Raw genomic sequence first — 22,512 nt, 5'->3', positions numbered from 1 at the left:
GGTACGGCGGTGGGCAAGCACGCGATGGGCACCTGCGTCGTCTGCGGCAAGGAACTGCCGGCGCGCGAACTCGTTCCCGGCGAACTGATCCGTCCCGAGGTCGCCGAGGAACTGGCCAGGCTGGCGCCGGATTGGGCGCCGGACCGGCCGGTGTGCCGCGCGGACCTGGCCCGAGCGCGGGCCGCCTACGTGCATGACCTGCTCGAATCGGAGAAGGGCGAACTGAGCTCGCTCGAAAACGACGTGCTGCGCAGCCTGCGCGAGCACGAACTTGTGTCGACCGACATCGAGCGCGAATTCGATCGCCAATGGAGTTTCGGCGAGCGCCTGGCCGACCGCATTGCCACCTTCGGCGGCAGTTGGACCTTCCTGTCTTTTTTCGCCGTGTTCCTGCTGGGCTGGGTCGGCGTCAATTCGTTCGCGCTCTGGCGCCATCCGCCCGATCCGTATCCCTACATCTTCCTGAACCTGTTGCTCTCCTGCCTGGCGGCGGTGCAGGCCCCGGTGATCATGATGAGCCAGAACCGGCAGGAGGCGAAGGACCGCCTGCGCTCGCAACACGACTACAAGATCAACCTGAAAGCCGAGCTGGAGATCCGCCACCTCCACGAGAAGGTCGATCACCTGCTGTCGCACCAGTGGGAGCGGCTGGTGCGGATCCAGGAACTGCAGGTCGAGTTGCTTTCGGATCTTGCCCGGAGCCGGTAATCGCGTCGCCGCGCCGGTTTCACTAGACCAGCTTCATCCGGCGCCACCAACCGGTCACCTGCTCCTCCCGCACCAGGGTGAACAGTCCGGCGCCCAGGATCAGCACGATGCCGGCCAGCATCGGCCAGTCCAGCGTGTCGCCGAACAGCCAGTAACCGAAACCGATCGCCCACAGCATCTGGCTGTACTGGGTCGGCGCCACCCGGTTGGCGGGGACGAGCTGGGTGGCGAGCATCAGCAGCACGCCGGCCAGCCCCGCCAGCAGGCCGTAGCCGGCCAGCAGTTCCCACTGGTGCAGGGTCGGCCAGGTGAACGAGGGCAGCATCAGCAGGCCGCCGGCCACCAAGGGGCCGATCACCCCGGCGCCGTACAGGCTGACGCGCTTCTCGTGCGCCCCGGCCATGCGCAGCGCGACCACCGACACGGCGCCGGCCATGCCGCAGCTGATCGCGGCGAGGTGGCCCACGCCCAACGGGCGAAGACCCGGGCGCAACACCACCAGCACCCCGGCGAAACCGGCAACCACCGCCGACCAGCGTCGCCAGCCCACGTGCTCCTTCAGGAACACCACCGAGAGCATCGTCACGAAGATCGGCATCAGGAAGATCAGCGTGAAGGTCTCGGCCATCGGCAGGTGGGTGAACGCCACGACGGCCGACACGTTGCAGACCGCGCCGGTCACCGCGCGAATCCACCACAGCGAGGGACGATTGGCCACGAACACCTCGTGCCAGCGGTCGCCCGGCTTGCGGATGAACGGGATGGCCACCAGCCCCAGCACCGCGCCGAAAAACACCGCCTCGAACGCCGGCAGCGTGCCGCGCAGGGATTTGACGAAGGCGTCGCTGATCGCATAGGCCGCATAGCAGGCAAAGCCAAGTAGTACGCCCTTGAACATGGGTGGTCCGGTTGGGTGGGGGCAGGGTGGCGGGTGGGCAGTTGCCCCGGCATGACCTCCCGCCACCGCGGGCGGTAGAATGCCGGGCTTGTCCCTCCAACGGAACCCAAGCATGGCCGCCCGCCTCGATCCGCTCGATCTGTACGACGTCCGCTCGCTGCTCAGCGACGAGGAGCGCATGGTGCAGGACACCGTCGGCCGCTTCGTCGACGAGAAGGTGCTGCCGATCATCGGCGACTGCTTCGACCAGGGCCGCTTTCCGAAGGAACTGGTGCCGGAGATCGCGAACCTGGGCCTGCTCGGCGCGACCATCCCGGAAAAGTACGGTTGCGCCGGTATGAACGGCGTGAGCTACGGGCTGATCTGCCAGGAGCTGGAGCGCGGCGACTCGGGCCTGCGCAGCTTCGCCTCGGTGCAGAGCTCGCTGTGCATGTATCCGATCTACGCCTACGGTACCGAAGAGCAGAAGATGCACTACCTGCCGAAGATGGCGGCGGGCGAGATCATCGGCTGCTTCGGCCTGACCGAGCCGCATGGCGGTTCCGATCCGGCCAACATGAGGACCAACGCCAGGAAGGACGGCGGCGACTGGGTCATCAACGGCGCCAAGATGTGGATCACCAACGGTAACCTGGCCCACATCGCGATCGTCTGGGCGCAGACCGAGGACGGCATCCAGGGCTTCATCGTGCCGACCGACACCGCCGGCTTCACCGCCCAGGAAGTGCACAAGAAGATGAGCCTGCGCGCCTCGGTCACTTCCGCGCTGTTCTTCGACAACGTGCGCGTGCCCGAAGCCAACCGCCTGCCCAACGTGAAAGGCCTCAAGGGCCCACTGGGCTGCCTCACCCAGGCGCGTTATGGCATCACCTGGGGCCCGATCGGCGCGGCGCAGGCCTGCCTGAAGGAAGTGCTCGACTACACCGCCGAGCGCATCCTGTTCGGCCGTCCGCTTGCCTCGAACCAGGCCGTGCAGCTGAAGATGGCCGACATGGCCCGGCGCATCACCACGGCGCAGCTGCTGTCGCTGCAACTGGGTCGCCTGAAGGACGCCGGCACCATGCAGCCGACCCAGGTCTCGCTGGCCAAGTGGAACAACTGCCGCATGGCGATCGACATCGCCCGCGAGTGCCGCGACATCCTCGGCGGCGCCGGCATCACCACCGAGCATTCGGCCATCCGTCACGCGCTGAACCTCGAATCGGTGATCACCTACGAGGGCACCGAGACCGTGCACCAGCTCGTGGTCGGTCGCGAGCTGACCGGCATCAACGCGTTCTGATCGGCGTTTCGTCCGGGGCGGCATCTGCACCACCGCCCCTCATCCCCGCGAAAGCGGGATCCACTTTTGACTGTGTGTTTCAGGGCAAGATGGATTTCCGCTTTCGCGGGAATGACGCCAGTCAGGCTTGTACGGCGGGGAATAACGAGGAGCAAGGCTTTGCACGTTCCGGACATCCGCATCGAAACCGACCGCCTGATCCTGCGCCCGCCGCGCATCGAGGACTTCGAGGCCTACGCGGCGAACATGGCCGACCTGGAGGCCGCCCGCTTCATCGGCGGACAGCAGCCGCGGGCGCTGGCCTGGCGCGGTTTCCTGTCTTCGGCCGGCGCCTGGATGATCCAGGGTTTTTCCATGTTCTCGGTGATCGAGAAGGCCAGCGGCCAGTGGGTCGGCCGCCTCGGTCCCTGGTTCCCGGAGGGCTGGCCCGGTACCGAGGTCGGCTGGGGACTGGCCCGGGCCGCCTGGGGCAAGGGTTACGCCGTCGAAGGCGCCACCGCCGCGATCGACTGGGCATTCGAGAACCTCGGCTGGGACGAAGTCATCCACTCGATCCATCCGGACAATGCTCCGTCGCAGGCACTCGCGCGGCGACTCGGGTCCACCTGTCGCGGCCCGGGCAAGCTGCCAGCGCCGTACGAAGATTCACCCACCGAGATCTGGGGCCAGACCCGCGAACAGTGGCGCACGCGCCGGTCGGTGGCATGAGCCTGTTTTCCATCCGCGAAGTTGCTGCGCCGCTTCGCCATACCCTGGCCGCGTGCGTGCCGGACCTGCATCGCCATTGCGCGGACCCGTGGGTGGTGATCGGGAGCGCGTCGATCTACCTCGCGGATAACACGTTGCCCGTGGCCGATCTCGATGTGCTGACCAGCACACGCGATGCCCATGCACTACTCGCGCTCTGGCACGACAAGCGGTTGCCAACCGAACACGCTGCCGGCGGCGAGCGGTTCCGCTCGCACTTCGCGCGCTTCGCGTTCCCGGGCGTGCCGGTGGAAGTCATGGGCGACCTGGAAGTAAACGACGGCAACCAATGGCGTCGCGTGCGGGTCGAGGAAACGCGCATGGCGCAGATCGACGGCCTCGTGATTCCCATTCCCTCGCAGGCCGAACAGCTGCGCCTGTTGCGTCTGTTCGGCCGCGACAAAGACCTGCAGCGCGCCGATTGGCTGGCCACCAGGAACAACATCGCATGATCACCCTCTACGGCATGCGTGCCTCCGGCAACTGTTACAAGCTGCAGTTGCTGCTCGACCAGCTCGGCCGCGACTACCGCTGGGTCGATGTGGACAGTGCGGGCGGCGCGACGCGCACGCCCGAATTCCTGGCCAAGAATCCCAACGGCAAGGTGCCTTTGCTGGAGCTGGACGACGGGCGCCGGCTGGCCGAGTCGGACGCCATCCTGTGCTACCTCGCCGAAGGCACTTCGTTCTGGCCCGAGGATGCCTGGTTGCGCGCGCAGACGCTGCAATGGCTGTTCTTCGAGCAATACAGCCACGAACCGTGCATCGCGGTGGCGCGCTTCATCCGCGGCTGGCTGCCGGCCGCGCACCCGCGCCAGGCCGAGGTGCCCGCTCTGATCGAGCGCGGCAAGGCGGTGCTCGCGGTGATGGAGCAGCATCTGGCCGGGCGCGAATGGTTCGTGGGCGAGCGCTACGGGCTTGCGGACATCGCGCTGTATGCCTACACCCACTGTGCCGGCGACGGCGGTTTCGATCTGTCGCCGTACCCGAACGTCCTGGCCTGGCTGGACCGCGTGCGGGCGCAGCCGGGGCACTCGCCCATGCAGGCCTGATCGCGATCGGAGGGTTGGGGCATCCGCTCCTCATTCCCGGCCGCGGCAGGCGCGGTGGGCTGAAGCCCACCCTACAATTGCAACCTCAACCTCTCGAAGAACCGTCATGTCCCTGCCATTCCCCAACACTGCCCGCCACAAAGGCTTCAATCGCGCCGAGATCGTCGACCAGAACTTCAGCGAGTTCGTGACGCTGTGGGACGGTCAGGTGCGCGGCGCGGCGCGGGATGACCAGCCCGTGCTGCCGGGTAGCGCGCTGGATGCGCAGGGCTTCCGGGAACTGTTCGAATCGCAGCTGATAAGCCGCCACCTGGACCTGATGGCGCGCGTGCTGCGGGTGCAGAACAAGGTGTTCTACACGATCGGCTCGTCGGGCCATGAGGGCAACGCGATGGTGGCGCGGCTGACGCGGCACACCGATCCGGCCTTCCTGCACTACCGCTCCGGCGGATTCATGGCCGAGCGCTTCCGCAAACTGCCGGGCATGGACCCGGTGATGGATTCGGCGCTCTCCTTTGCCGCGAGCAAGGACGATCCGGCCTCGGGCGGCCGCCACAAGGTGTGGGGCTCCAAGCCACTGTGGGTACTTCCGCAGACCTCGACCATCGCCTCGCACCTGCCCAAGGCGCTCGGCACGGCGATCGCCATCGACCACGCGCGACGCATCGGCCACACGCTGCCGGTGCCGGACGACTCCATCGCCATCTGCTCCTTCGGCGACGCCTCCTCCAACCACGCCACCGCGCAGACCGCCTTCAACGCGGCCGGATGGACCGCGTACCAGAAGCTGCCCGCGCCGGTGCTGTTCGTGTGCGAGGACAACGGCATCGGCATCTCGGTGAAGACACCGACCGACTGGGTCGCGTCCAACTACCGTTCGCGCTCCAACCTCGACTACTTCTTCGCCGACGGACTGGACCTGGCCGAAGGCTACGCCCAGGTGCAGCGCGCGGTCGAGCACTGCCGCAGCACGCGCCGGCCGACTTTCCTGCACCTGAAGACCACCCGCGTGATGGGCCACGCCGGCACCGACTTCGAGATCGAGTGGCGCAGCATCGAGGAGCTGTGCGCGGTGGAGGCGACCGATCCGCTGCTGCGTTCGGCTGCGATCGCGCTCGAATCGGGCCTTTACACCAAGGACGAACTTCTGGCGCTGTACGAAGCTACCCGCAAGCGCTGCTTCGCGGCCGCCGAGGACGCCGACCGCCGGCCCAGGCTCGAGCGCCTGGACGACGTGATGGCTCCGCTCGCACCGTACACGCCCGCCAAGGTGAAGGCCGAAGCCGAGCGCACCGACTACGCCGACGCACGCCTGAAGGCTTTCGGTAGCGAAGAGAAGCTGCCGGAGAACCAGCCGCCGCGTCACCTGGCCATCCAGATCGGCCAGGCGCTGCACGACATCATGACCAAGTATCCCGAGTCGCTGCTGTTCGGCGAGGACGTGGCGCAGAAGGGCGGCGTCTACACGGTCACCAAGGGCCTGCATAAAACCTTCAGGAACACCCGCGTGTTCAACACACTGCTGGACGAGACGGTGATCCTGGGTCTGGCCCAGGGCTACGCCAACATGGGCATGCTGCCGATCCCGGAGATCCAGTACCTGGCCTACTTCCACAATGCGGGCGACCAGATCCGCGGCGAGGCGGCCAGCCTGCAGTTCTTCTCCAACGACCAGTACCGCAACCCGCTGGTGATGCGCGTGGCGTCGCTGGGCTACCAGCGCGGATTCGGCGGCCACTTCCACAACGACAACTCGATCGCCGCGCTGCGCGACATCCCGGGCCTCGTTGTCGGCTGCCCCAGCCGCGGCGACGATGCGGCGACCATGCTGCGCACGCTGACCGCGCTGGCGAAGGTGGACGGGCGCGTGTGCGCGTTCCTGGAACCGATCGCGCTGTACATGACCAAGGATCTGTACGAGCCCGGCGACGGCCAGTGGCAGTTCGCCTATCCGGCGCCGGGCGAAGCCATGGTGCTGGGCGAGGGCAGGGTCTATGGCGAGGGTGCGTACGACCTGGTCGTGTTCACCTTCGGCAACGGCGTGCCGATGGCGCTGCGCGCCGCGCGCACCATCGAGGCGCAATTGCAGTGGAAGGTGCGCGTGGTCGACCTGCGCTGGCTCGCGCCGCTCAATGACGCCTTCATCGCGGCGCAGGCGAAGACGGCCAAGCGGATCCTGGTGCTGGACGAGGGCCGCAAGAGCGCCGGCGTGGGCGAGGGCGTGATCACCGCCATCGTGGAGGCGGGTCTCGGCGCCACGCCGCTGGAGCGCGTGGTCGGTGCCGATACGTTCACGCCGCTGGCGGGGGCGGCATTCCTGGTGCTGCCGGGCGAGGCGGACGTGGTGGCCGCGGCGCGGCGTTTGGCCGGCTGACGAAACGCCGGGGCGAAGGGGGCGGAGGGGGCGAGAAAAGTTTCCCCCGTCCGTGTCTGGACGCCTTTACGCGCAAGCGGGGGATTCAGCCGACCGAGGAAAGAAGATCCCAGCCGGAACGCTTCCAGCGAGGCTTCCCAGCTAATGGAAAAAGGTACCCACAAGCGGATGGGCAAAGCGCGACCGCGCTATTTCTCCACCTCGGTCACCCGCGGCCAGATCTGGTCGGGAATGGCACGCGGCCGGTCGTACAGGCGCGCCTGGTTACGGCCGTTCACCTTGGCCTGGTACATCGCCTGGTCCGCGCGTTCGATCAGCGTTTCCACCGTATCGGCCAGCGTGCGCATGGCCACGCCGATGCTTACGCTCAACATGAACTCGCCGTTGACCGGAATCTCCAGTCGATGCACCCGTCGGCACAGACGGGTGGCGACCTGCATGGCCTGTTCTTCCACCACGCCATCCAGCATGGCGATGAATTCCTCGCCGCCGTAGCGACCGAGCAGGTCGGAGGGGCGCAACTCGGCGCGCAGCGCCTCGGCCACTTCGATCAAGGCGCGGTCGCCCGCGCGATGGCCCTGCTGGTCGTTGAGCAGCTTGAAGCGGTCAAGGTCCAGGAACAGCAGCGCCACCGGGCGGCCGGTGCTTTCCTCCAGCATGGTCTCGGCAGCTTCGTTCCATGCACGGCGGTTGAGCACGCCGGTGAGCGAATCGTTGTCGGCCAACGCGCGCACCATGTCGCGGTCGCGCCGCATTGTCAGCGCGCGGTCGCCCAGGCCGATCGAAAGCACGATCGCCTCGAACGCGCCGGCCACCACGCTGGCGTCGCTGATCCAGCCCATGTCGGGCAGGGCGCCGCTGAGCTGCGCGGTGGAAAGCGCGGTGAGCGCAAGCAGCGGCGTCCAGCCGATCAGGAAGAACCAGGCGTGGCGGGAACCGTGCGAGGCGGCCACGATGGCGGTGAGCAGCATGAGCAAGGCGCCCAGGATCAGCAGTGGATCGACCAGCGCCTGTGCCACGTCCATCAGCAGGCCGATCGAACTGCTGCGCATCAGCACCAGCAGCGGCATCCCGATCGCCAGCGCCAGCACCGGCGCGCGCAGCAGGGGAGCAAAGCGCTGCAGCTCGCAGAAGCGCGCCATGAAGAGCGCCGCGAAAGCCACCGACAATGCGATCGATGCCGACTCGAGCAGGCTGGCCGATGGCGCCAGCCAGCTCGCCTCCAGCGGATGGAACAGGAAGCCGGTCTGGATGCTCTGGATCAGTGCGTAGCAGAAGATATAGCCGGCGTACCAGAAGAACGTGTTGTCGCGCAGCATCAGCGCGAAGCAGAGCGCCATGAGCGCCATCGCCAGCATCACCGCGAAGCAGGCGCTGAACAGCGTCAGCCAGTGCGCATCATGCGCGAGGAAAGCGGTCAGCGATTCCAGGTGGAAGCTCAGTGGCGGCGAAAGTCCGTCCACCGGCTCGAGCTTCAGCAGGATGACGGTGGAGGCGGGCACGCTGGCCGGATAGCGGAACGCCAGCCGTCCATGGCCCAGCGGCGGGCCGCTGACGTCGTCCAGCGCCAGGCGGCTGATCGGCCCTTTCTGGTCGTAGACGGTGATCCGCCCCAGCGCGGGCGGGTAGATGGTAAGCACCCGCTCCTCGTCCACCCAGGGCGGCTGCGGGCGCAGTACTACCCAGGTACCCAGCCCTTCGCGTGGAAAACCGTGCAGCAGGGAGGGGTCGAACGCGGCCAGCTGGCCCTTGCGGAATTGCTCCAGCACCATGGCCGGGGTGTCGCCGGCGCGCGCCTCGCGCCAACCGCCGTCCAGCAGCATGGCCGCGTGCACCACGCCAAACCACAGCCACAGCAGACCGAGCACGCTGCCGATCAACGGGAGCCTGCACCGGTTCCAGATCCTTGCTGTGGACAGTGTTCGCATCCCCTTGTCCCCGCTTGGCGACGGCTGCAAAGTCCCTGCGGTCCGCAGCCCCTCCTCTCGAACAGGCAAGCCGGGACTCTCCGACGGTGTGCCTGCGTTGAAGACGATCCTACGCGAATCGTCCGGTCCGTCGCCCGTTTTTTATAGGCGGGCCAAGGGCTGGACTAGCAGGCTCCGTGCCAAGGCCACGGAAGGCTTCCTGCGCTCACGGGTCCTTGCCGGCGTGGGCGGCATGCTCAGCCGAATCGCGGCCGTGTCTGACCTTGTGGGGTAGCTATGGACCCATACGAGCAGTCGCGCCGTGGCCTTTCACGAAACGCTGACGCCCGGCAGGGCGCGCACCATGCGGAGGTCCCCCATGAGCATCAAAGTGACCGTCCTGGTCGGCAGTCTGCGCAAGGACTCTTTCAATCGCCGCCTCGCTCGCGCGGTCGAAAAACTGGCTCCGGGTGAACTGGCGTTCGAACACATCGCCATCGGTGACCTGCCGTTGTACGACCAGGACCTCGACGGCAATTACCCGGCGCCATGGAAGGCGCTGAAGCAACAGATCCAGGCTGCGGACGCTCTGCTGTTCGTGACGCCGGAGTACAACCGGTCCGTGCCGGGCGTGCTGAAGAACGCCATCGACATCGCCTCGCGCCCCTATGGCACCAATGCCTTCGCCGGCAAGCCGGGGGCGGTGATCGGTGCGTCGATCGGTTCCACCGGCAGCGCGCTGGCGCAGCAGCATTTGCGCAACACGCTGGCTTATCTGGACGTCCCATTGCTGGGACAGCCGGAGGTGTTCGTGCAGTTCAAGGACCACGGTCCGGTAGATGCGGACGGCAACATCACCGTGGACAGCACGCGCAAGTTCCTGCAGGGGTTCGTCGACCGATACGTCGAGTGGGTGCAAACCTTCCTCAAGCGCTGAGCGAACCGGAGGGTGGCCTTCAGCCCACCGCTTTTAGGATCGACTTATCTTCGGTGGGCTGAAGCCGAGCCTGCCGACACGTAAGGGCTTGACTCTAGACCTGGATCAAAGGTCTAGACTTACCCCATGAACACCCACACCCCGCTCACCATCGGTGCCGTCGCCAAGCGCGCCGGCGTAGCCATCGACACCATCCGCTATTACGAGCGCGAAGGGCTGTTGCCCGAGCCGCTGCGACGTCCCTCCGGCTACCGCAGTTATGGCGAAGGCATCGTTGCCCAGCTGCGCTTCATCCGGCGCGCCAAGACCCTGGGTTTCACGCTGGAGGAAATCCGCGACCTGCTCGCGCTTTCCACCGACCGGCAGCGCGGGGTGAAGGCGGTCAAGCAGCGCGCGAAGCAGCGCCTGGCCGACATCGAGGCGCGCATCGCCGAGCTGGAGCGCGTGCGCGCCGGCCTGGCCGAACTGGTCGAAGCCTGCCCTGGCCACGGCTCGCCGGACGCGTGTCCGATCCTGCGCGCGCTGGGTGGGGAGGAGCGGCCATGAGCGGTTGCTGCCACGCGCCCACGACGGCGGGCGAGCGCGATCCGGTATGTGGCATGACAGTGGACCCGGCAGGTACGCCCCATCATGCCGACCACGATGGCCGCACCTACCATTTCTGTGGCGCACGCTGCCGCGAGCGATTCCTGGACGCGCCCGGCGATTTCGTCGACGACACGCCATCGCAGGCTGCCGCCTGTTGCCAGGGAGAGGCCAACGTCCCGGAGGAGGGGCATGCACACCTCGCCAAGGATCCGGTTTGTGGCATGGATGTCGATCCGCACACGACGAAACACCGCGCCGGGCATGGCGGCAGGACCTGGTATTTCTGCAGCGCGCGATGTCGCGAACGCTTCATCGAAGCGCCCGAGCAGTTCCTGGGCGAGCGCCCAACGCCGCCCGCCGACCCCGGCGCCATCTACACCTGTCCGATGCACCCGGAGGTGCGCCAGGTCGGCCCGGGCGACTGCCCCAAGTGCGGCATGGCACTGGAACCGCTCACGCCCAGCGCGGAGGCCGACGACGCTGGCGAGGTGAGCGCACTGGCGCGTCGATTCGGCTGGCTGGTCGCGCTGACACTGCCGGCGCTGGTGGTGGAGATGGGGCCCCACCTGACCGGTCGCCCCTGGCCGATGAACTGGGCGGGTGCCCTGGGCTGGATCGAGGCGGTGCTCGCCAGCGTCGTGGTGCTGTGGGGTGGCGCGCCGTTCTTCCGGCGCGGCTGGCGCTCGCTGCGGCCATGGTCGCCGAACATGTACACGCTGATTGCACTGGGCACCGGTGTGGCCTGGCTGTACAGCGTGGTCGCGCTGCTCGCGCCGGACCTGTTCCCGGCCGGCTTCCGCATCCACGGACGCGTGGGCCTGTACTTCGAATCGGCCGCCGTGATCGTCACCCTCGTCACGCTGGGCGACCTGCTGGAGCTTCGCGCACGCCGCCGGACCGGTGAAGCACTCAAGGCCCTGCTCGGACTGGCGCCAAAGACCGCCCGCCGCCTGGAGCACGGCCACGAACACGACGTGCCGCTGGATGCGGTGCGCGTGGGCGACCTGCTGCGCGTGCGTCCCGGCGAGAAAGTGCCGGTCGACGGCATCGCCACCGAGGGCGAGAGCCACGTCGACGAATCGATGCTCACCGGCGAGCCGATGCCCGTTGCCAAGACGGCCGGCGACCGCCTCACCGCGGGTACGGTGAACCGGGACGGCACGCTGTTGCTGCGCGCCCAGAAGGTCGGCGGCGAGACCATGCTGGCGCAGATCGTCGCGCTGGTCGCGCAGGCCCAGCGCAGTCGCGCGCCGTTGCAGCGGGTGGCCGACCGCGTCGCCGCGTGGTTCGTGCCGGCGGTCGTGGCGGTTGCGGTGCTGGCGTTCGCCGCCTGGGCGGTGGCCGGGCCGCAGCCGCGAATGGCACATGCGCTCATCGCCGCCGTGTCGGTGTTGATCATCGCCTGTCCATGCGCGCTGGGACTGGCCACGCCGATCTCGATCATGGTCGCCAGCGGACGCGGCGCGCAGGCGGGCGTGCTGTTCCGCGACGCCGCGGCCATCGAGGCGCTGCACCGGGTCGACACACTGGTCGTGGACAAGACCGGCACGCTCACCGAAGGGCGTCCGCTGCTGAGGGACGTGCTTGCCTTCGGCGACCGGACTCGCGCGCAGTTGCTGGGCCTGGCCGCCGCACTGGAGCAGGCGAGCGAGCATCCGCTGGCACGCGCGATCGTCGCCGGCGCTGCGGCGGAGGGCTTGGCCATCCCGGCGGCGACCGGCTTTCGTGCGCTCACCGGCCGGGGCGTGCGCGCGCAGGTCGAAGGCCGCGACGTGGCGTTGGGCAACGCGCGCCTGCTCGATGAACTTCATGTCGCGCTGGATGAACCCGCCGCGCATCAGGCCGAGCGCCTGCGTGGCGATGGCGCCACCGTGATGTTCCTGGCGGTCGACGGCTCGTTGGCCGGTCTGGTGGCGGTGGCCGATCGCATCAAGCCCGATACGCCCGCCGCGCTCGACACGCTGCGACGCGAGGGCCTGCGCATCGTGATGCTCACCGGTGACAACGCGACCACGGCGCGGGCGGTGTCGCACCAGTTGCGCATCGACGAGGTGCATGCGGACGTCTCGCCCGCGGACAAGGCCGCGGTGGTCGAGCGGCTCCGGCGCGAAGGACGCCGGGTGGCGATGGCGGGCGATGGCGTCAACGATGCGCCGGCGCTGGCTGCGGCCGATGTCGGTATTGCCATGGGCACTGGCACGGACGTGGCGATGGAAAGCGCGCAGGTAACGCTGGTCAAGGGCGAACTGTCCGCGATCGGGCGGGCGCGGGCGCTGTCGCAGGCGACGGTGCGGAACATTCGCCAGAACCTGTTCTTTGCCTTCGTCTACAACGCGGTGGGAGTGCCGTTGGCGGCCGGCCTGCTGTATCCGGTTTTCGGTGTGGTGCTGTCGCCGATGGTCGCGGCACTGGCGATGAGCTTGTCGTCGGTGTCGGTGGTGACCAATGCGTTGCGGTTGCGGGGCGTGAAGCTTTGACCCGTCGCGGTGCGTGTGAGTCGCGGGAAAGCCAGGAAATGGCGACAAGGCACCCGATCCGGTGATGCCTTAAGCTGCGCGCCGCCCCGCCACGAAGGACCCCCATGCCCCGCACGCTCGCCCAATGGCTGGCCTACCAGGAAGGCGTCAACCCCCACAGTATCGAGCTTGGCCTGGAGCGTGTGCGCAAGGTATGGCAACGCATGGGCGCTCCGGCGCCGGCGCGGCGCGTCATCACCGTCGGCGGCACCAACGGCAAAGGCTCCACCGTCGCGTTGCTCGAAGCGATGCTGGCCGCGGCCGGCAGGCGGGTCGGCTGCTACACCTCGCCGCATCTGCTGCATTACAACGAGCGCATTCGCATCGACCGCCACGAGGCCACGGACGACGCGCTGATCGCCGCGTTCGAGCGCATCGAAGCGGCGCGCGGCAGCGGTGCGGAAACGGTCCCGCTGACCTATTTCGAATACGGCACGCTGGCCGCGCTCGATCTGTTCGCCCGCGCCGACCTCGACGTGGCGGTACTCGAAGTCGGCCTCGGCGGGCGACTGGACGCGGTCAACATCGTCGATGCCGACGCCGTGGTCGTCACCACCATCGACATGGACCACACGGATTGGCTGGGCAACGACCGCGACAGCATCGGCCGCGAAAAGGCCGGCATCGCGCGGCCCGGGCGCCCGGCCATCGTGGGCGAGCTCGAACCACCGGCGGGCCTGCTCGATGCGCTGGCCGCCAGCGGCGCGCAGGTGCAGCGGGCGGGGCAGGACTTCCGTGTGGAACGGCACGCCCAGGGCTGGCGCTGGCAGCACCGCGACGGCACCGCATTCGAACTGCCCGATCCGGCGCTGGCCGCACCGGTGCAGTACGCCAACGCCGCGTCCGCGATTGCCGCCCTGCATGCGCTCGATGCCGCCGGCAGCCTTGAATCACCGATCGCGCTCGGCCAGGCGGCGTCCGATGGCCTCACGGCCGTGCAGGTGCCGGCGCGCCTGCAATCGCTGGGCGGCGACCCTGCGGTGGTGATCGACGTCGGGCACAACCCCCAGGCGGCGCGCGCGCTGGCCGATTGGCTGAAACTTCGCCGGTTTCCGCGGGTGCACGCGGTCTACGGTGTCCTCGCGGACAAGGACGTGGCCGGCGTACTGGCCGCGTTGGGAGCACAGGTCGACCACTGGCACCTGGCCGGGCTGGACCGGGACTCGCCCCGGGGGCTGCCAATCGGCGCGTTGACCGAGGCGTTGCGCCAGACCCTGCCGGAGGCGACGTTCGACGCGCATTCGACTGTCACCGACGCACTGGCCGCCGCGCGCGCGCAGGCGCGGCCCGGCGAGTGCATCCTGGCGTTCGGCTCGTTCTTCGTCGCGGGCGCGGTGCTGGCTGAACCGGACGCCTGAGCGAACCGTGCCGGTGGCACGGGCAGGTATAATCGTCCTGTTGCATGCCGTGCCGCCTTGGAGTTCCAGTCTTGAAAACACGCCTGCTGGGTGCCTTCGTCCTGATTGCGTTGGCGGTGCTGTTCGTGCCGATGTTCTTTTCCAGCACGCCGCCCACGGCCGCGGGCGACCAGGCGGTGAGCCTGGCGATCCCGCCGGCGCCCGATCGCGACCTGCAGACGCGCACGATGAGCCTGGACCCGAATGCCCCGGTCAGCGCCGGCACGACCGCGCCGGTGATTCCGGCCCGCGCCCAGTCGAGCGCGTCGGCCTCGTCGGACCGCCTGGCCACGGTCGACATCGCCTCGCGCCGCCCGCACGACGTCGAAATGGAGCCCGATGCGGCCACGCCGCCTGCGCCGGCCCCGCAACCGGAAACGCCGGCCATCCCCGCACCGGTTGCGCAGCAGACGGCCGCGAAACCGGTCGGTGAACCGCAGGCCGCCAGCGTACCGGCCGACACCGCCGGTACGGCCGCGCGCGGCAGCTACACGCTCAACCTCAGCGCCTATTCGAACGAGGGCGCGCAGCGATTGATGCAGAAGGTGCGCGCGCTTGGCTATCCCGTCAGCGGTGCGCCGATCCGCCAGAGCGGCCGCGCGCTCACGCTGGTCACCGCCGGGCCGTTCCAGACGCGCACGGCAGCCGAAGCCGCGCGCCTGAAGATCACCCAGAGCGTTCCCGGCGCACCGGCGCACCTTGAAAGTGGCGCCAGCGACCAGCATGGTGACGTCGCCGCCGCGCCCGCGACGCCCACGGCAGCTCCGGCTCGTGCCGGCGGTTACGCGGTACAGGTGGCCGCGATGGGCAGCCAGGCCGACGCCAACGCGCTGCGCGACAAGTTGCGCGCGGCTGGCTTCGATGGCTTTACCGACTCGGTGAGCAGCGGTGGTCGCACGTTGTGGCGCGTGCGCGCCGGTCCGCAGATCCAGCGGACGGACGCCGAGCGCGTGCGCGACCAGATCAAGGCCAAGCTCGGGATGGCTGGCAATGTGGTGAGCGTGCCGTAAGGCGCGGTCCACCGGGGGGCGGCATGAACTGGATCGACTTCACCATCCTCGGCGTGCTGGCCCTGTCCGTGCTGGTCGGGCTGTGGCGCGGGCTGGTGTCGGAGGTGCTGTCGCTGGTCGCCTGGGTTGCCGCGTTCTGGGTCGCCTGGACGTTCGGGCCGGTGGTCGCGGCGCACTTCGAGCACAGCATTTCGCTGCCTGCGGCGCGGATCCTGCTCGGCTACGGATTGTGCTTCTTGGTCGTGTTGATCGTCGGTGCGCTGCTGCGTTTCGTGGCGCGGCGGCTGTTGTCGGGCATCGGCCTGGGCGGGCTGGACCGGTTGCTGGGCATGTTCTTCGGCTTTGCGCGCGGGGTGCTGCTGGTGACGCTTGCGGTGTTCCTGGCCAGCTTCACCGGCCTCACCCGCGAGGCCGGCTGGCAGCATTCGCTGTTGCTGCCGCAGTTCGCCGGCGCGGCTGCATGGCTGGGTGACCGGGTGCCGGAAAGCGTGCGCCGTTACCTGCACCCGCCGGCCCAGTTGCCCAAGTTGCCGCCGGTCACCTTGCCGGTACTTCCGGGCGGTTCACCCGCACCGGCGCAATCTGTCGTTTCGGCCGCGCAATCGGCCACGCTCACCTGAAACACGCTTAACGAAATCAGGGCATCAAACCATGTGCGGAATCATCGGCATCGTCGGTCCCACCGAAGTGGCATCGGCGCTTTATGACGGACTCACGGTGCTGCAGCACCGGGGCCAGGACGCGGCCGGCATCGTCACCGTCGATGGCGCACACCTGCGCTTGCACAAGGGCAACGGCCTGGTGCGCGATGTATTCAACCAGGCCTCGATGAGCCGCTTGCGCGGAAGCATCGGCATCGGCCATTGCCGCTACCCGACCGCCGGCTCGGACAACGCCGACGAGGCACAACCGTTCTACGTGAACTCGCCCTACGGCATCGCCTTCGCGCACAACGGCAACCTGGTGAACACCGAGGCATTGCGCCGCGAGATGTTCCAGGACGACCGCCGGCACATCAACACCGATTCGGATTCGGAGGTGCTGCTGAACGTGCTCGCGCACGAGCTGCAGATCCAGGATCGCATGGCGCTGACGCCCGACCAGATCTTCAAGGCGGTGGCCGGCGTGCACGCCCGCGCGCGCGGCGGCTACGCCTGCCTGGCGCTGATCCAGGGCTATGGCCTGCTGGCTTTCCGCGATCCGCACGGAATCCGCCCGCTCGTGCTGGGCGAGCGCGTGACGCCGGAGGGCCGCGAATACGCGGTGGCTTCCGAATCGGTCGCGTTCGACGTGCTCGGCTTCAAGCGCGTGCGCGACGTGGCGCCGGGCGAGGCGGTCTACATCACCGTGGACGGCCAGTTGCACGCGCGCCGCTGCGCCGAAGCCGCGGTACATGCGCCGTGCATCTTCGAGTACGTCTACCTGGCGCGGCCCGATTCGATGATCGAGGACGTTTCGGTGTACAAGGCACGCCTGCGCATGGGCGAGAAGCTCGCCCAGAAGATCATGCGCGAATGCCCCGACCACGGCATCGACGCGGTGATCCCGATCCCGGACACCGCACGTACCGCCGCCAGCTCGCTGGCCACCGCGCTCGGCGTGCCGTTCCGCGAGGGCTTCGTCAAGAATCGCTACGTGGGCCGCACCTTCATCATGCCGGGACAGGGCGACCGCGTGAAATCGGTGCGCCGCAAGTTGAACGCGATCGATCTGGAGTTCCGCAACAAGACCGTGCTGCTGGTGGACGATTCGATCGTGCGCGGCACCACGTCCAGGCAGATCATCCAGATGGCCCGCGATGCGGGAGCGAAGAAGGTGTATTTCGCCTCGGCCGCGCCGCCCGTGCGCTATCCGAACGTGTACGGCATCGACATGCCTTCGGCCAGCGAACTGGTCGCCGCCGGCAAGACCGAGAAGGAAGTGGAGCAGTTGCTCGGCGCCGACTGGCTGATCTACCAGGACCTGGCCGACCTCGTATGGGCGGTGCAGGACGGCAACGAGGAGCTCAAGCAGTTCGATACGTCCTGCTTCTCCGGGGAGTACGTCACCGGCCTGGACCGCAACTACCTGCAGCAGATAGAGATGCTGCGCTCGGACGACGCCAAGGCCGCCCGCCGCAGCGCGTAAATCGCGGTCACCGGATGTTGTGGCCGATGTGCCACAACACGCCGGAGGGGTCGATCAGGTGGAAATCGCGGATACGCCACGGGCGGTCCGCCGGGGCGGTCATCCGCACGTTGTGTTCGCGATAGCGGCCGACGATATCCTGTTCGACCAGGTGGCGGTGCCACGCGTCGGCATCGTCCACCAGCAGGTGCATCATGAAGTTTTCGGCGTGCGCCTGCTCGTAGAAGCGCTGCAGCAGGAAGCTGCATTCGCCCTGCGCGAAATAGGCCACGCCATCGAAATTGGACCGTTCCTCGAAGCCCACGTCGGCGTAGAAGCGTCGCGACAGGTCGTAGTCGCGTGCTGGTACGAACGCCTTGATCTCGACCGCATGAAGGTTGGACATGTCCTGTTCCCTGGAAGACGTGGAGCGCCACTATGCGGTCGATGGGGTGGCGTTGCAACGCAGGCCACGACGTAGACTTGCCGCATGACCGATCTGCACCAAGCCGCCCGGCGCTGCCTCGACGCCAGCGATCCGGAAGAGAAGCTGCGCCTGACCCACGACACATGGCGGGCGCTGCAGGCGGGCGAGCTGCATCCGGATTCCAAGGCGTTGCCCCCGGAGCCGATCGCAACCCCGGGCCGACCGCCTCGTCCCGGCCTGGTCGAAGCGCGGCGCGTCCCGCAGCGCGGGCTGGGTACGTCCGAAGGCCGGGCCGCGCTGGTCCATGCCATCGCGCATATCGAGTTCAACGCGATCAATCTGGCATGGGATGCGGTCTACCGTTTCCGCGGCTTCCCCGATGACTTCTACCGCGACTGGGCCAGCTGCGCGTCCGACGAGGCGCGCCATTTCGCCATGCTCAGGGACCGGCTGGCCGAGCTCGGCCATACATACGGCGACTTCGATGCCCACAACGGCCTGTGGGAGATGGCCGCAAAGACCGCGCACAGCGACCTTGCCCGCATGGCGCTGGTGCCGCGCGTGCTGGAAGCGCGCGGGTTGGATGTGACGCCCGGCATGATCGAGCGCCTGCGCGGCGTCGGCGACGGGCGCACCATCGCCATCCTGGACATCATCCTGCGCGAGGAGGTTGCCCACGTGGCGGCAGGCACGCGCTGGTTCCGCTGGTGCTGCGAGCGCGACGGACTGGAACCGCGCGCAACGTTCGTGCAGCTGCTGCGCGATCACATGGGGGGAAACCTGCGCGGGCCGTTCAATCGTCCTGCGCGGCTGGCCGCCGGTTTCGACGCCGAGGAAATGGATCAGCTCGCCGCACTGGCGATCCGACCGTAGGGCGCAACCTGTGCGCGACCGCCATGCATCTTGTCGCGCACAGGGTGCGCTCCTGCGGGAACCCGCCAAAGAAAAAGGCCACCGCTAGCGGTGGCCTTTCCTCGAACCTTGGTCGGGGTGACATGATTCGAACATGCGACTTCTACGTCCCGAACGTAGCGCTCTACCAGGCTGAGCTACACCCCGTGGAGCCGCGTATCTTAGTGAGCCGGCGCGGGCTTGGCAACATCCCCGCGGCTTTTTTTCGCGCACCGCGCGCCGGGGCGGGCTTGCCCTTCTGCTAACCTAGGCGGCTGCCGTTGCGCGGCCTTCAGCGCCGCTCCCGTTACCCGCAAGCAGAGGATTCCATGGCGCTTACCCCGGCCCGCACCATGCCCGGCGTGCTCGAGTTGCTGCCGCTGGACCAGATCGCGTTCCAGCGCATGCTCGACACCATCCGCCGCAACTTCGAGCGCTTCGGTTTCCTGCCGGTGGAAACGCCGGTGATCGAGTTCTCCGACGTGCTGCTGACCAAGAGCGGCGGCGAGACCGAGCGACAGGTGTACTTCGTGCAATCCACTGGTGCGCTTGCCAAGGAGGGCACGCCTGAACTGGCGTTGCGCTTCGACCTCACGGTGCCGCTCGCGCGCTACGTCGCCGAGCACGAACACGACCTGTCGTTCCCGTTCCGCCGCTACCAGATGCAGCGCGTGTACCGCGGCGAGCGCGCGCAGCGTGGCCGGTTCCGCGAGTTCTACCAGTGCGACATCGACGTGATCGGCAAGGACAGCCTGACCACCCGCTACGACGCCGAGCTGCCGGCGGTGATCTACAGCACTTTCCGCGAGCTGGACATCGGCGCCTTCACCATCCAGCTCAACAATCGCAAGCTGATGCGCGGCTATTTCGAGAGCCTGGGCGTGGCCGACAGCGAGCATCAGATGCTGGTGCTGCGCGAGGTGGACAAGCTGGACAAGCGCGGCGCCGACTACGTGCGCGAGACGCTGACCGGCGAGGCCTTCGGCCTGTCGGCCGACGTCGCGGCAAAAATCCTGGACTTCGTGCAGGTGCGCTCGACCTCGCTCGAGGACGCCTTCGCCAAACTCGACGCGCTGGGCAGCGGCTGCGAGGCGCTTGAACAGGGCAGGGCGGAACTGAAGGAAGTGCTCGGCCTGATCCGCGACTTCGGCGTGCCGGAAACACACTTCGCGCTGAACCTTTCCATCGCCCGCGGCCTGGACTACTACACCGGCACCGTCTACGAGACCACGCTCAACGACCACCCGCAGATCGGCTCGATCTGCTCGGGCGGCCGCTACGACAACCTGGCCAGCCAGTACACCAAGTCAAGGCTGCCTGGCGTGGGCATATCGATCGGCCTGACGCGCCTGTTCTGGCAGTTGCGCGACGCCGGCCTGCTGGGCAACGCGCGCAGCACCGTCGACGTGCTGGTGACGCAGATGGACCCCGCGCAGCTGCCGGCCTACCTCGCCATCGCCAGCGAACTGCGCACTGCCGGCATCGCCACCGAGGTGGTGCTGGAAAGCGGCAAGCTCGGCAAGCAGTTCAAGTACGCCGATCGCGCCGGCATCCGCTTCGCCGTGGTGCTGGGCGAAGACGAGCTGGCCAAGGGTGTGGTCACGGTCAAGGACCTGCGTCGCGGCGACCAGTTCGAAGTGGCGCGCGGCGAGCTGGTCAAGGCGTTGCGGGTGGAACTGGAACAGGCAGCGGCGATGGGGCAGTGAGCCACGGCTCACCCACGAATACGACGGAGCACCGGTGGACAAGATCATTCTCGATGGCCGCAGTCTCACCCGCGCGCAGCTGGTTGCCGCGGCGCGCCGCAGCGTGCCGGTGGCACTGGACGCGACCCAGTTGGAGCGAGTGCAGCACGCGGCCGATTTCCTGGCCGACAAGGTCAGCTGCGGCGAACCGACCTACGGCGTGACCACCGGCTTCGGCAGCAATGCCGACAAGCTGCTTGGCGGGCACCGCATGCGCGACGAGCTGGCGATCCAGGACGCGCCCCGGGGCGGCGCGAGCCTCATGGAGGAGCTGCAGCACAACCTGATCGTCACCCACGCCGTCTGCGTGGGCAAACCCTTCGCGCCCGAAGTGGTGCGGGCGATGCTGGTGATCCGGATCAACACGCTCATGCGCGGCCATTCCGGTATCCGCGTGTCCACGCTCCAGGCGCTCACCGCGATGCTCAACCGCGGCGTGGTACCGGTGGTGCCGGAGAAGGGTTCGGTCGGCGCCAGCGGCGATCTTGCGCCGCTCTCGCACCTGGCGATCGTGCTGCTGGGCGGCGGCGAGGCTTTCTTCGGCGGCGAACGCCTGCCGGGCGACGAAGCGCTGAAGCGTGCGGGCCTGGAGCCGATCCGCCTGTCCTTCAAGGAAGGCCTGGCGCTCAACAACGGCACCGCGCAGATGCTGGCCACCGCGGTGCTGGCGCTGGACGATCTGGAATACCTGCTCGGCGTGGCGGATCTCGCCGGGTCGATGACGCTGGATGCCTTCGCCGGCCGCAGTGGCGCGCTGAGGCCGGAAGTGCATGCGCTGCGTCCGCATCCTGGGCAGGTCGAGGCGGCGTCGCACGTGCGCCAACTGCTGGGCGGATCCACGCTGGTCGACATCCCCTACCACCTGGTACCCCGGTTCAAACCGTGGTCGGCCGAAGCGTGGGCGCTGCCGGAAGACCAGGCGCTGTCCTTCGACATCGGCTGGGACTGGGTGCCGGCCAACCAGCGTCACGGCCGCGAAGCGTTCTACGACCGCTTCCTGCCGTTCAAGGGAGGCAAGAAGCACCAGCCGCAGGACGCCTACTGCCTGCGCTGCATGCCACAGGTGCACGGCGCGGTGCGCGATGCCTGGGCGCAGGCCTGCCGCGTGATCGACGTCGAGCTCAACTCGGTGACCGACAATCCGCTGATCTTTCCCGATGCCGAGGGTGCGCAATTCATCGAGGAGCAGGTGATCTCCGCCGGCCACTTCCACGGCATGCCACTGGCGCTGGCGATGAGCTACGTCAAGGCCGCGATCCCCGTGCTGGCCTCGATCTCCGAGCGCCGACTAAACAAGCTGGTCGACCCGGCCACCAACGATGGCCTGCCGGCCTTCCTGACCGGCAACGAGGACGGCACCGATTCCGGCTTCATGATCGTGCAGTACACCGCCGCCGCGCTGGTCAACGACCTGGCCACCCGCGCGCATCCGGCCAGCGTGTATTCGATCCCCACCAGCGCGAACGCCGAGGACCACGTCTCGATGGGCGCCAACGAGGCGCGCCACGTGCTCGAGATGATGGAGGACCTGGGCCACGTGCTGGCGCTGGAGCTCTACACCGCGGCGCAGGCGCTCGATTACCGCCGTGAAATGCTCAACGCCGCGCGCCGGCTGGCCGCGCGCGGCGATTGGCTCGCGCTGGCCGCCAAGATCGGCAACGCGCCGCGCGAAGGCCATCCCCACTGCGCCCAGTTCGAGCGGGAAGTGCGCCAGCTGATGGCGGCGCTCGCCGGTAGCGAGGAGTTCCACGCCGGCACCGCCGTGCAGACCGCCCACGCCCTGCTGCGCGAGCGGATCGCCTTCATGCATCGCGACCGCGCGATGGACGGCGACATCCGTTCCGCCTGTGACATGCAGCAACAACGTGCGTTCGCTGCCGCGGCCCATCCGTGGCTGGTCGCCGACGTCGTCGATTACCCCTGATTCC

Annotated in this window: 19 protein-coding genes and 1 tRNA gene; 16 read left to right on the top strand and 4 right to left on the bottom strand. The window is 68.1% G+C overall.

Translation table 11 applies throughout. From position 1 onward, the window contains the following. The first annotated feature begins 9 nt into the window (after nucleotides 1–9). The gene (locus ACFWZ4_RS02670; protein ID WP_439703190.1) at nucleotides 10–708 is read left to right on the top strand and encodes a DUF1003 domain-containing protein; all 699 of its coding nucleotides are present in this window, start codon (nucleotides 10–12) and stop codon (nucleotides 706–708) included. A 22-nt stretch (nucleotides 709–730) separates the two neighbouring features. On the opposite strand, the gene ACFWZ4_RS02665 is transcribed toward ACFWZ4_RS02670, so the two are convergent. After that, a complete protein-coding gene (locus ACFWZ4_RS02665) occupies nucleotides 731–1,606 on the bottom strand; it encodes a DMT family transporter (protein WP_439703189.1) in 876 nt (291 codons plus the stop codon). Between the two features lie 112 nt (nucleotides 1,607–1,718). Here ACFWZ4_RS02665 and ACFWZ4_RS02660 point away from each other — a divergent pair, with 112 nt between their 5' ends. The 5 genes from ACFWZ4_RS02660 to ACFWZ4_RS02640 all read left to right on the top strand — a co-directional run bounded on the left by ACFWZ4_RS02660 (nucleotide 1,719) and on the right by ACFWZ4_RS02640 (nucleotide 7,060). Beyond that, on the top strand, nucleotides 1,719–2,888 hold the full coding sequence (locus ACFWZ4_RS02660; RefSeq protein WP_439703187.1) for an acyl-CoA dehydrogenase family protein: 1,170 nt from the start codon (nucleotides 1,719–1,721) through the stop codon (nucleotides 2,886–2,888). Nucleotides 2,889–3,047: 159 nt separating this feature from the next. Beyond that, nucleotides 3,048–3,596, top strand: a complete 549-nt coding sequence (locus tag ACFWZ4_RS02655) for a GNAT family N-acetyltransferase (protein WP_439703186.1) — start codon at nucleotides 3,048–3,050, stop codon at nucleotides 3,594–3,596. Continuing rightward, the gene (locus ACFWZ4_RS02650; protein ID WP_439703185.1) at nucleotides 3,569–4,087 is read left to right on the top strand and encodes a hypothetical protein; all 519 of its coding nucleotides are present in this window, start codon (nucleotides 3,569–3,571) and stop codon (nucleotides 4,085–4,087) included. The genes ACFWZ4_RS02655 and ACFWZ4_RS02650 overlap by 28 nt, the downstream gene beginning before the upstream one ends. Then, nucleotides 4,084–4,686: a glutathione S-transferase family protein gene (locus ACFWZ4_RS02645; RefSeq protein ID WP_439703184.1), complete on the top strand. Its 603-nt coding sequence runs from the start codon at nucleotides 4,084–4,086 to the stop codon at nucleotides 4,684–4,686. Before ACFWZ4_RS02650 ends, ACFWZ4_RS02645 begins: the two co-directional genes overlap by 4 nt. A 106-nt stretch (nucleotides 4,687–4,792) precedes the next feature. Beyond that, on the top strand, nucleotides 4,793–7,060 hold the full coding sequence (locus ACFWZ4_RS02640; protein WP_439703183.1) for a thiamine pyrophosphate-dependent enzyme: 2,268 nt from the start codon (nucleotides 4,793–4,795) through the stop codon (nucleotides 7,058–7,060). Nucleotides 7,061–7,248: 188 nt separating this feature from the next. Here the strand turns inward: ACFWZ4_RS02640 and ACFWZ4_RS02635 are convergent, their stop codons facing one another. Then, the gene (locus tag ACFWZ4_RS02635) at nucleotides 7,249–8,928 is read right to left on the bottom strand and encodes a diguanylate cyclase domain-containing protein (RefSeq protein WP_439703182.1); all 1,680 of its coding nucleotides are present in this window, start codon (nucleotides 8,926–8,928) and stop codon (nucleotides 7,249–7,251) included. Between the two features lie 418 nt (nucleotides 8,929–9,346). Here ACFWZ4_RS02635 and ACFWZ4_RS02630 point away from each other — a divergent pair, with 418 nt between their 5' ends. From ACFWZ4_RS02630 to purF, 7 genes are all read left to right on the top strand, one after another. Beyond that, nucleotides 9,347–9,904 (top strand): NADPH-dependent FMN reductase, encoded by a 558-nt coding sequence (locus ACFWZ4_RS02630; protein WP_439703180.1) that lies wholly within the window; start codon nucleotides 9,347–9,349, stop codon nucleotides 9,902–9,904. 126 nt (nucleotides 9,905–10,030) lie between these two features. Next, complete coding sequence (locus tag ACFWZ4_RS02625) at nucleotides 10,031–10,450, top strand: heavy metal-responsive transcriptional regulator (protein WP_439703178.1); 420 nt, start codon at nucleotides 10,031–10,033, stop codon at nucleotides 10,448–10,450. Continuing rightward, nucleotides 10,447–12,969, top strand: coding sequence for a heavy metal translocating P-type ATPase (locus ACFWZ4_RS02620; RefSeq protein WP_439703177.1), 2,523 nt, complete (start codon nucleotides 10,447–10,449; stop codon nucleotides 12,967–12,969). The genes ACFWZ4_RS02625 and ACFWZ4_RS02620 overlap by 4 nt, the downstream gene beginning before the upstream one ends. 104 nt (nucleotides 12,970–13,073) lie before the next feature. Continuing rightward, the gene (gene folC / locus ACFWZ4_RS02615; protein WP_439703176.1) at nucleotides 13,074–14,366 is read left to right on the top strand and encodes a bifunctional tetrahydrofolate synthase/dihydrofolate synthase; all 1,293 of its coding nucleotides are present in this window, start codon (nucleotides 13,074–13,076) and stop codon (nucleotides 14,364–14,366) included. 71 nt (nucleotides 14,367–14,437) lie between these two features. After that, nucleotides 14,438–15,415: an SPOR domain-containing protein gene (locus ACFWZ4_RS02610; protein ID WP_439703175.1), complete on the top strand. Its 978-nt coding sequence runs from the start codon at nucleotides 14,438–14,440 to the stop codon at nucleotides 15,413–15,415. 23 nt (nucleotides 15,416–15,438) lie between these two features. After that, on the top strand, nucleotides 15,439–16,035 hold the full coding sequence (locus tag ACFWZ4_RS02605; protein WP_439703174.1) for a CvpA family protein: 597 nt from the start codon (nucleotides 15,439–15,441) through the stop codon (nucleotides 16,033–16,035). Between the two features lie 31 nt (nucleotides 16,036–16,066). After that, entirely contained in the window at nucleotides 16,067–17,542 is a 1,476-nt protein-coding gene (purF, locus tag ACFWZ4_RS02600; RefSeq protein WP_439703173.1) for an amidophosphoribosyltransferase, read from the top strand. Between the two features lie 7 nt (nucleotides 17,543–17,549). Here the strand turns inward: purF and ACFWZ4_RS02595 are convergent, their stop codons facing one another. Then, a complete protein-coding gene (locus ACFWZ4_RS02595; protein WP_439703172.1) occupies nucleotides 17,550–17,927 on the bottom strand; it encodes a VOC family protein in 378 nt (125 codons plus the stop codon). An 84-nt stretch (nucleotides 17,928–18,011) separates the two neighbouring features. Here ACFWZ4_RS02595 and ACFWZ4_RS02590 point away from each other — a divergent pair, with 84 nt between their 5' ends. Continuing rightward, on the top strand, nucleotides 18,012–18,821 hold the full coding sequence (locus tag ACFWZ4_RS02590) for a ferritin-like domain-containing protein (RefSeq protein ID WP_439703171.1): 810 nt from the start codon (nucleotides 18,012–18,014) through the stop codon (nucleotides 18,819–18,821). 109 nt (nucleotides 18,822–18,930) lie between these two features. On the opposite strand, the gene ACFWZ4_RS02585 is transcribed toward ACFWZ4_RS02590, so the two are convergent. Next, nucleotides 18,931–19,007: transfer RNA gene (locus ACFWZ4_RS02585), tRNA-Pro, on the bottom strand. 161 nt (nucleotides 19,008–19,168) lie between these two features. On the opposite strand from ACFWZ4_RS02585, the gene hisS reads away from it, so the two are divergent. Both hisS and ACFWZ4_RS02575 read left to right on the top strand, forming a co-directional pair. Next, a complete protein-coding gene (gene hisS / locus ACFWZ4_RS02580) occupies nucleotides 19,169–20,545 on the top strand; it encodes a histidine--tRNA ligase (RefSeq protein ID WP_439703170.1) in 1,377 nt (458 codons plus the stop codon). 34 nt (nucleotides 20,546–20,579) lie between these two features. Next, nucleotides 20,580–22,508, top strand: coding sequence for an HAL/PAL/TAL family ammonia-lyase (locus ACFWZ4_RS02575; RefSeq protein WP_439703169.1), 1,929 nt, complete (start codon nucleotides 20,580–20,582; stop codon nucleotides 22,506–22,508). Nucleotides 22,509–22,512: the final 4 nt, after the last annotated feature.

This window comes from Frateuria sp. GZRe12, from assembly GCF_051900535.1.
In the GTDB taxonomy this organism is placed as follows: Bacteria; Pseudomonadota; Gammaproteobacteria; order Xanthomonadales; family Rhodanobacteraceae; genus Frateuria_A.
The sequence above is the reverse complement of the archived record's forward strand: the minus strand, read 5'-3'. Positions and strand labels throughout refer to the sequence as shown.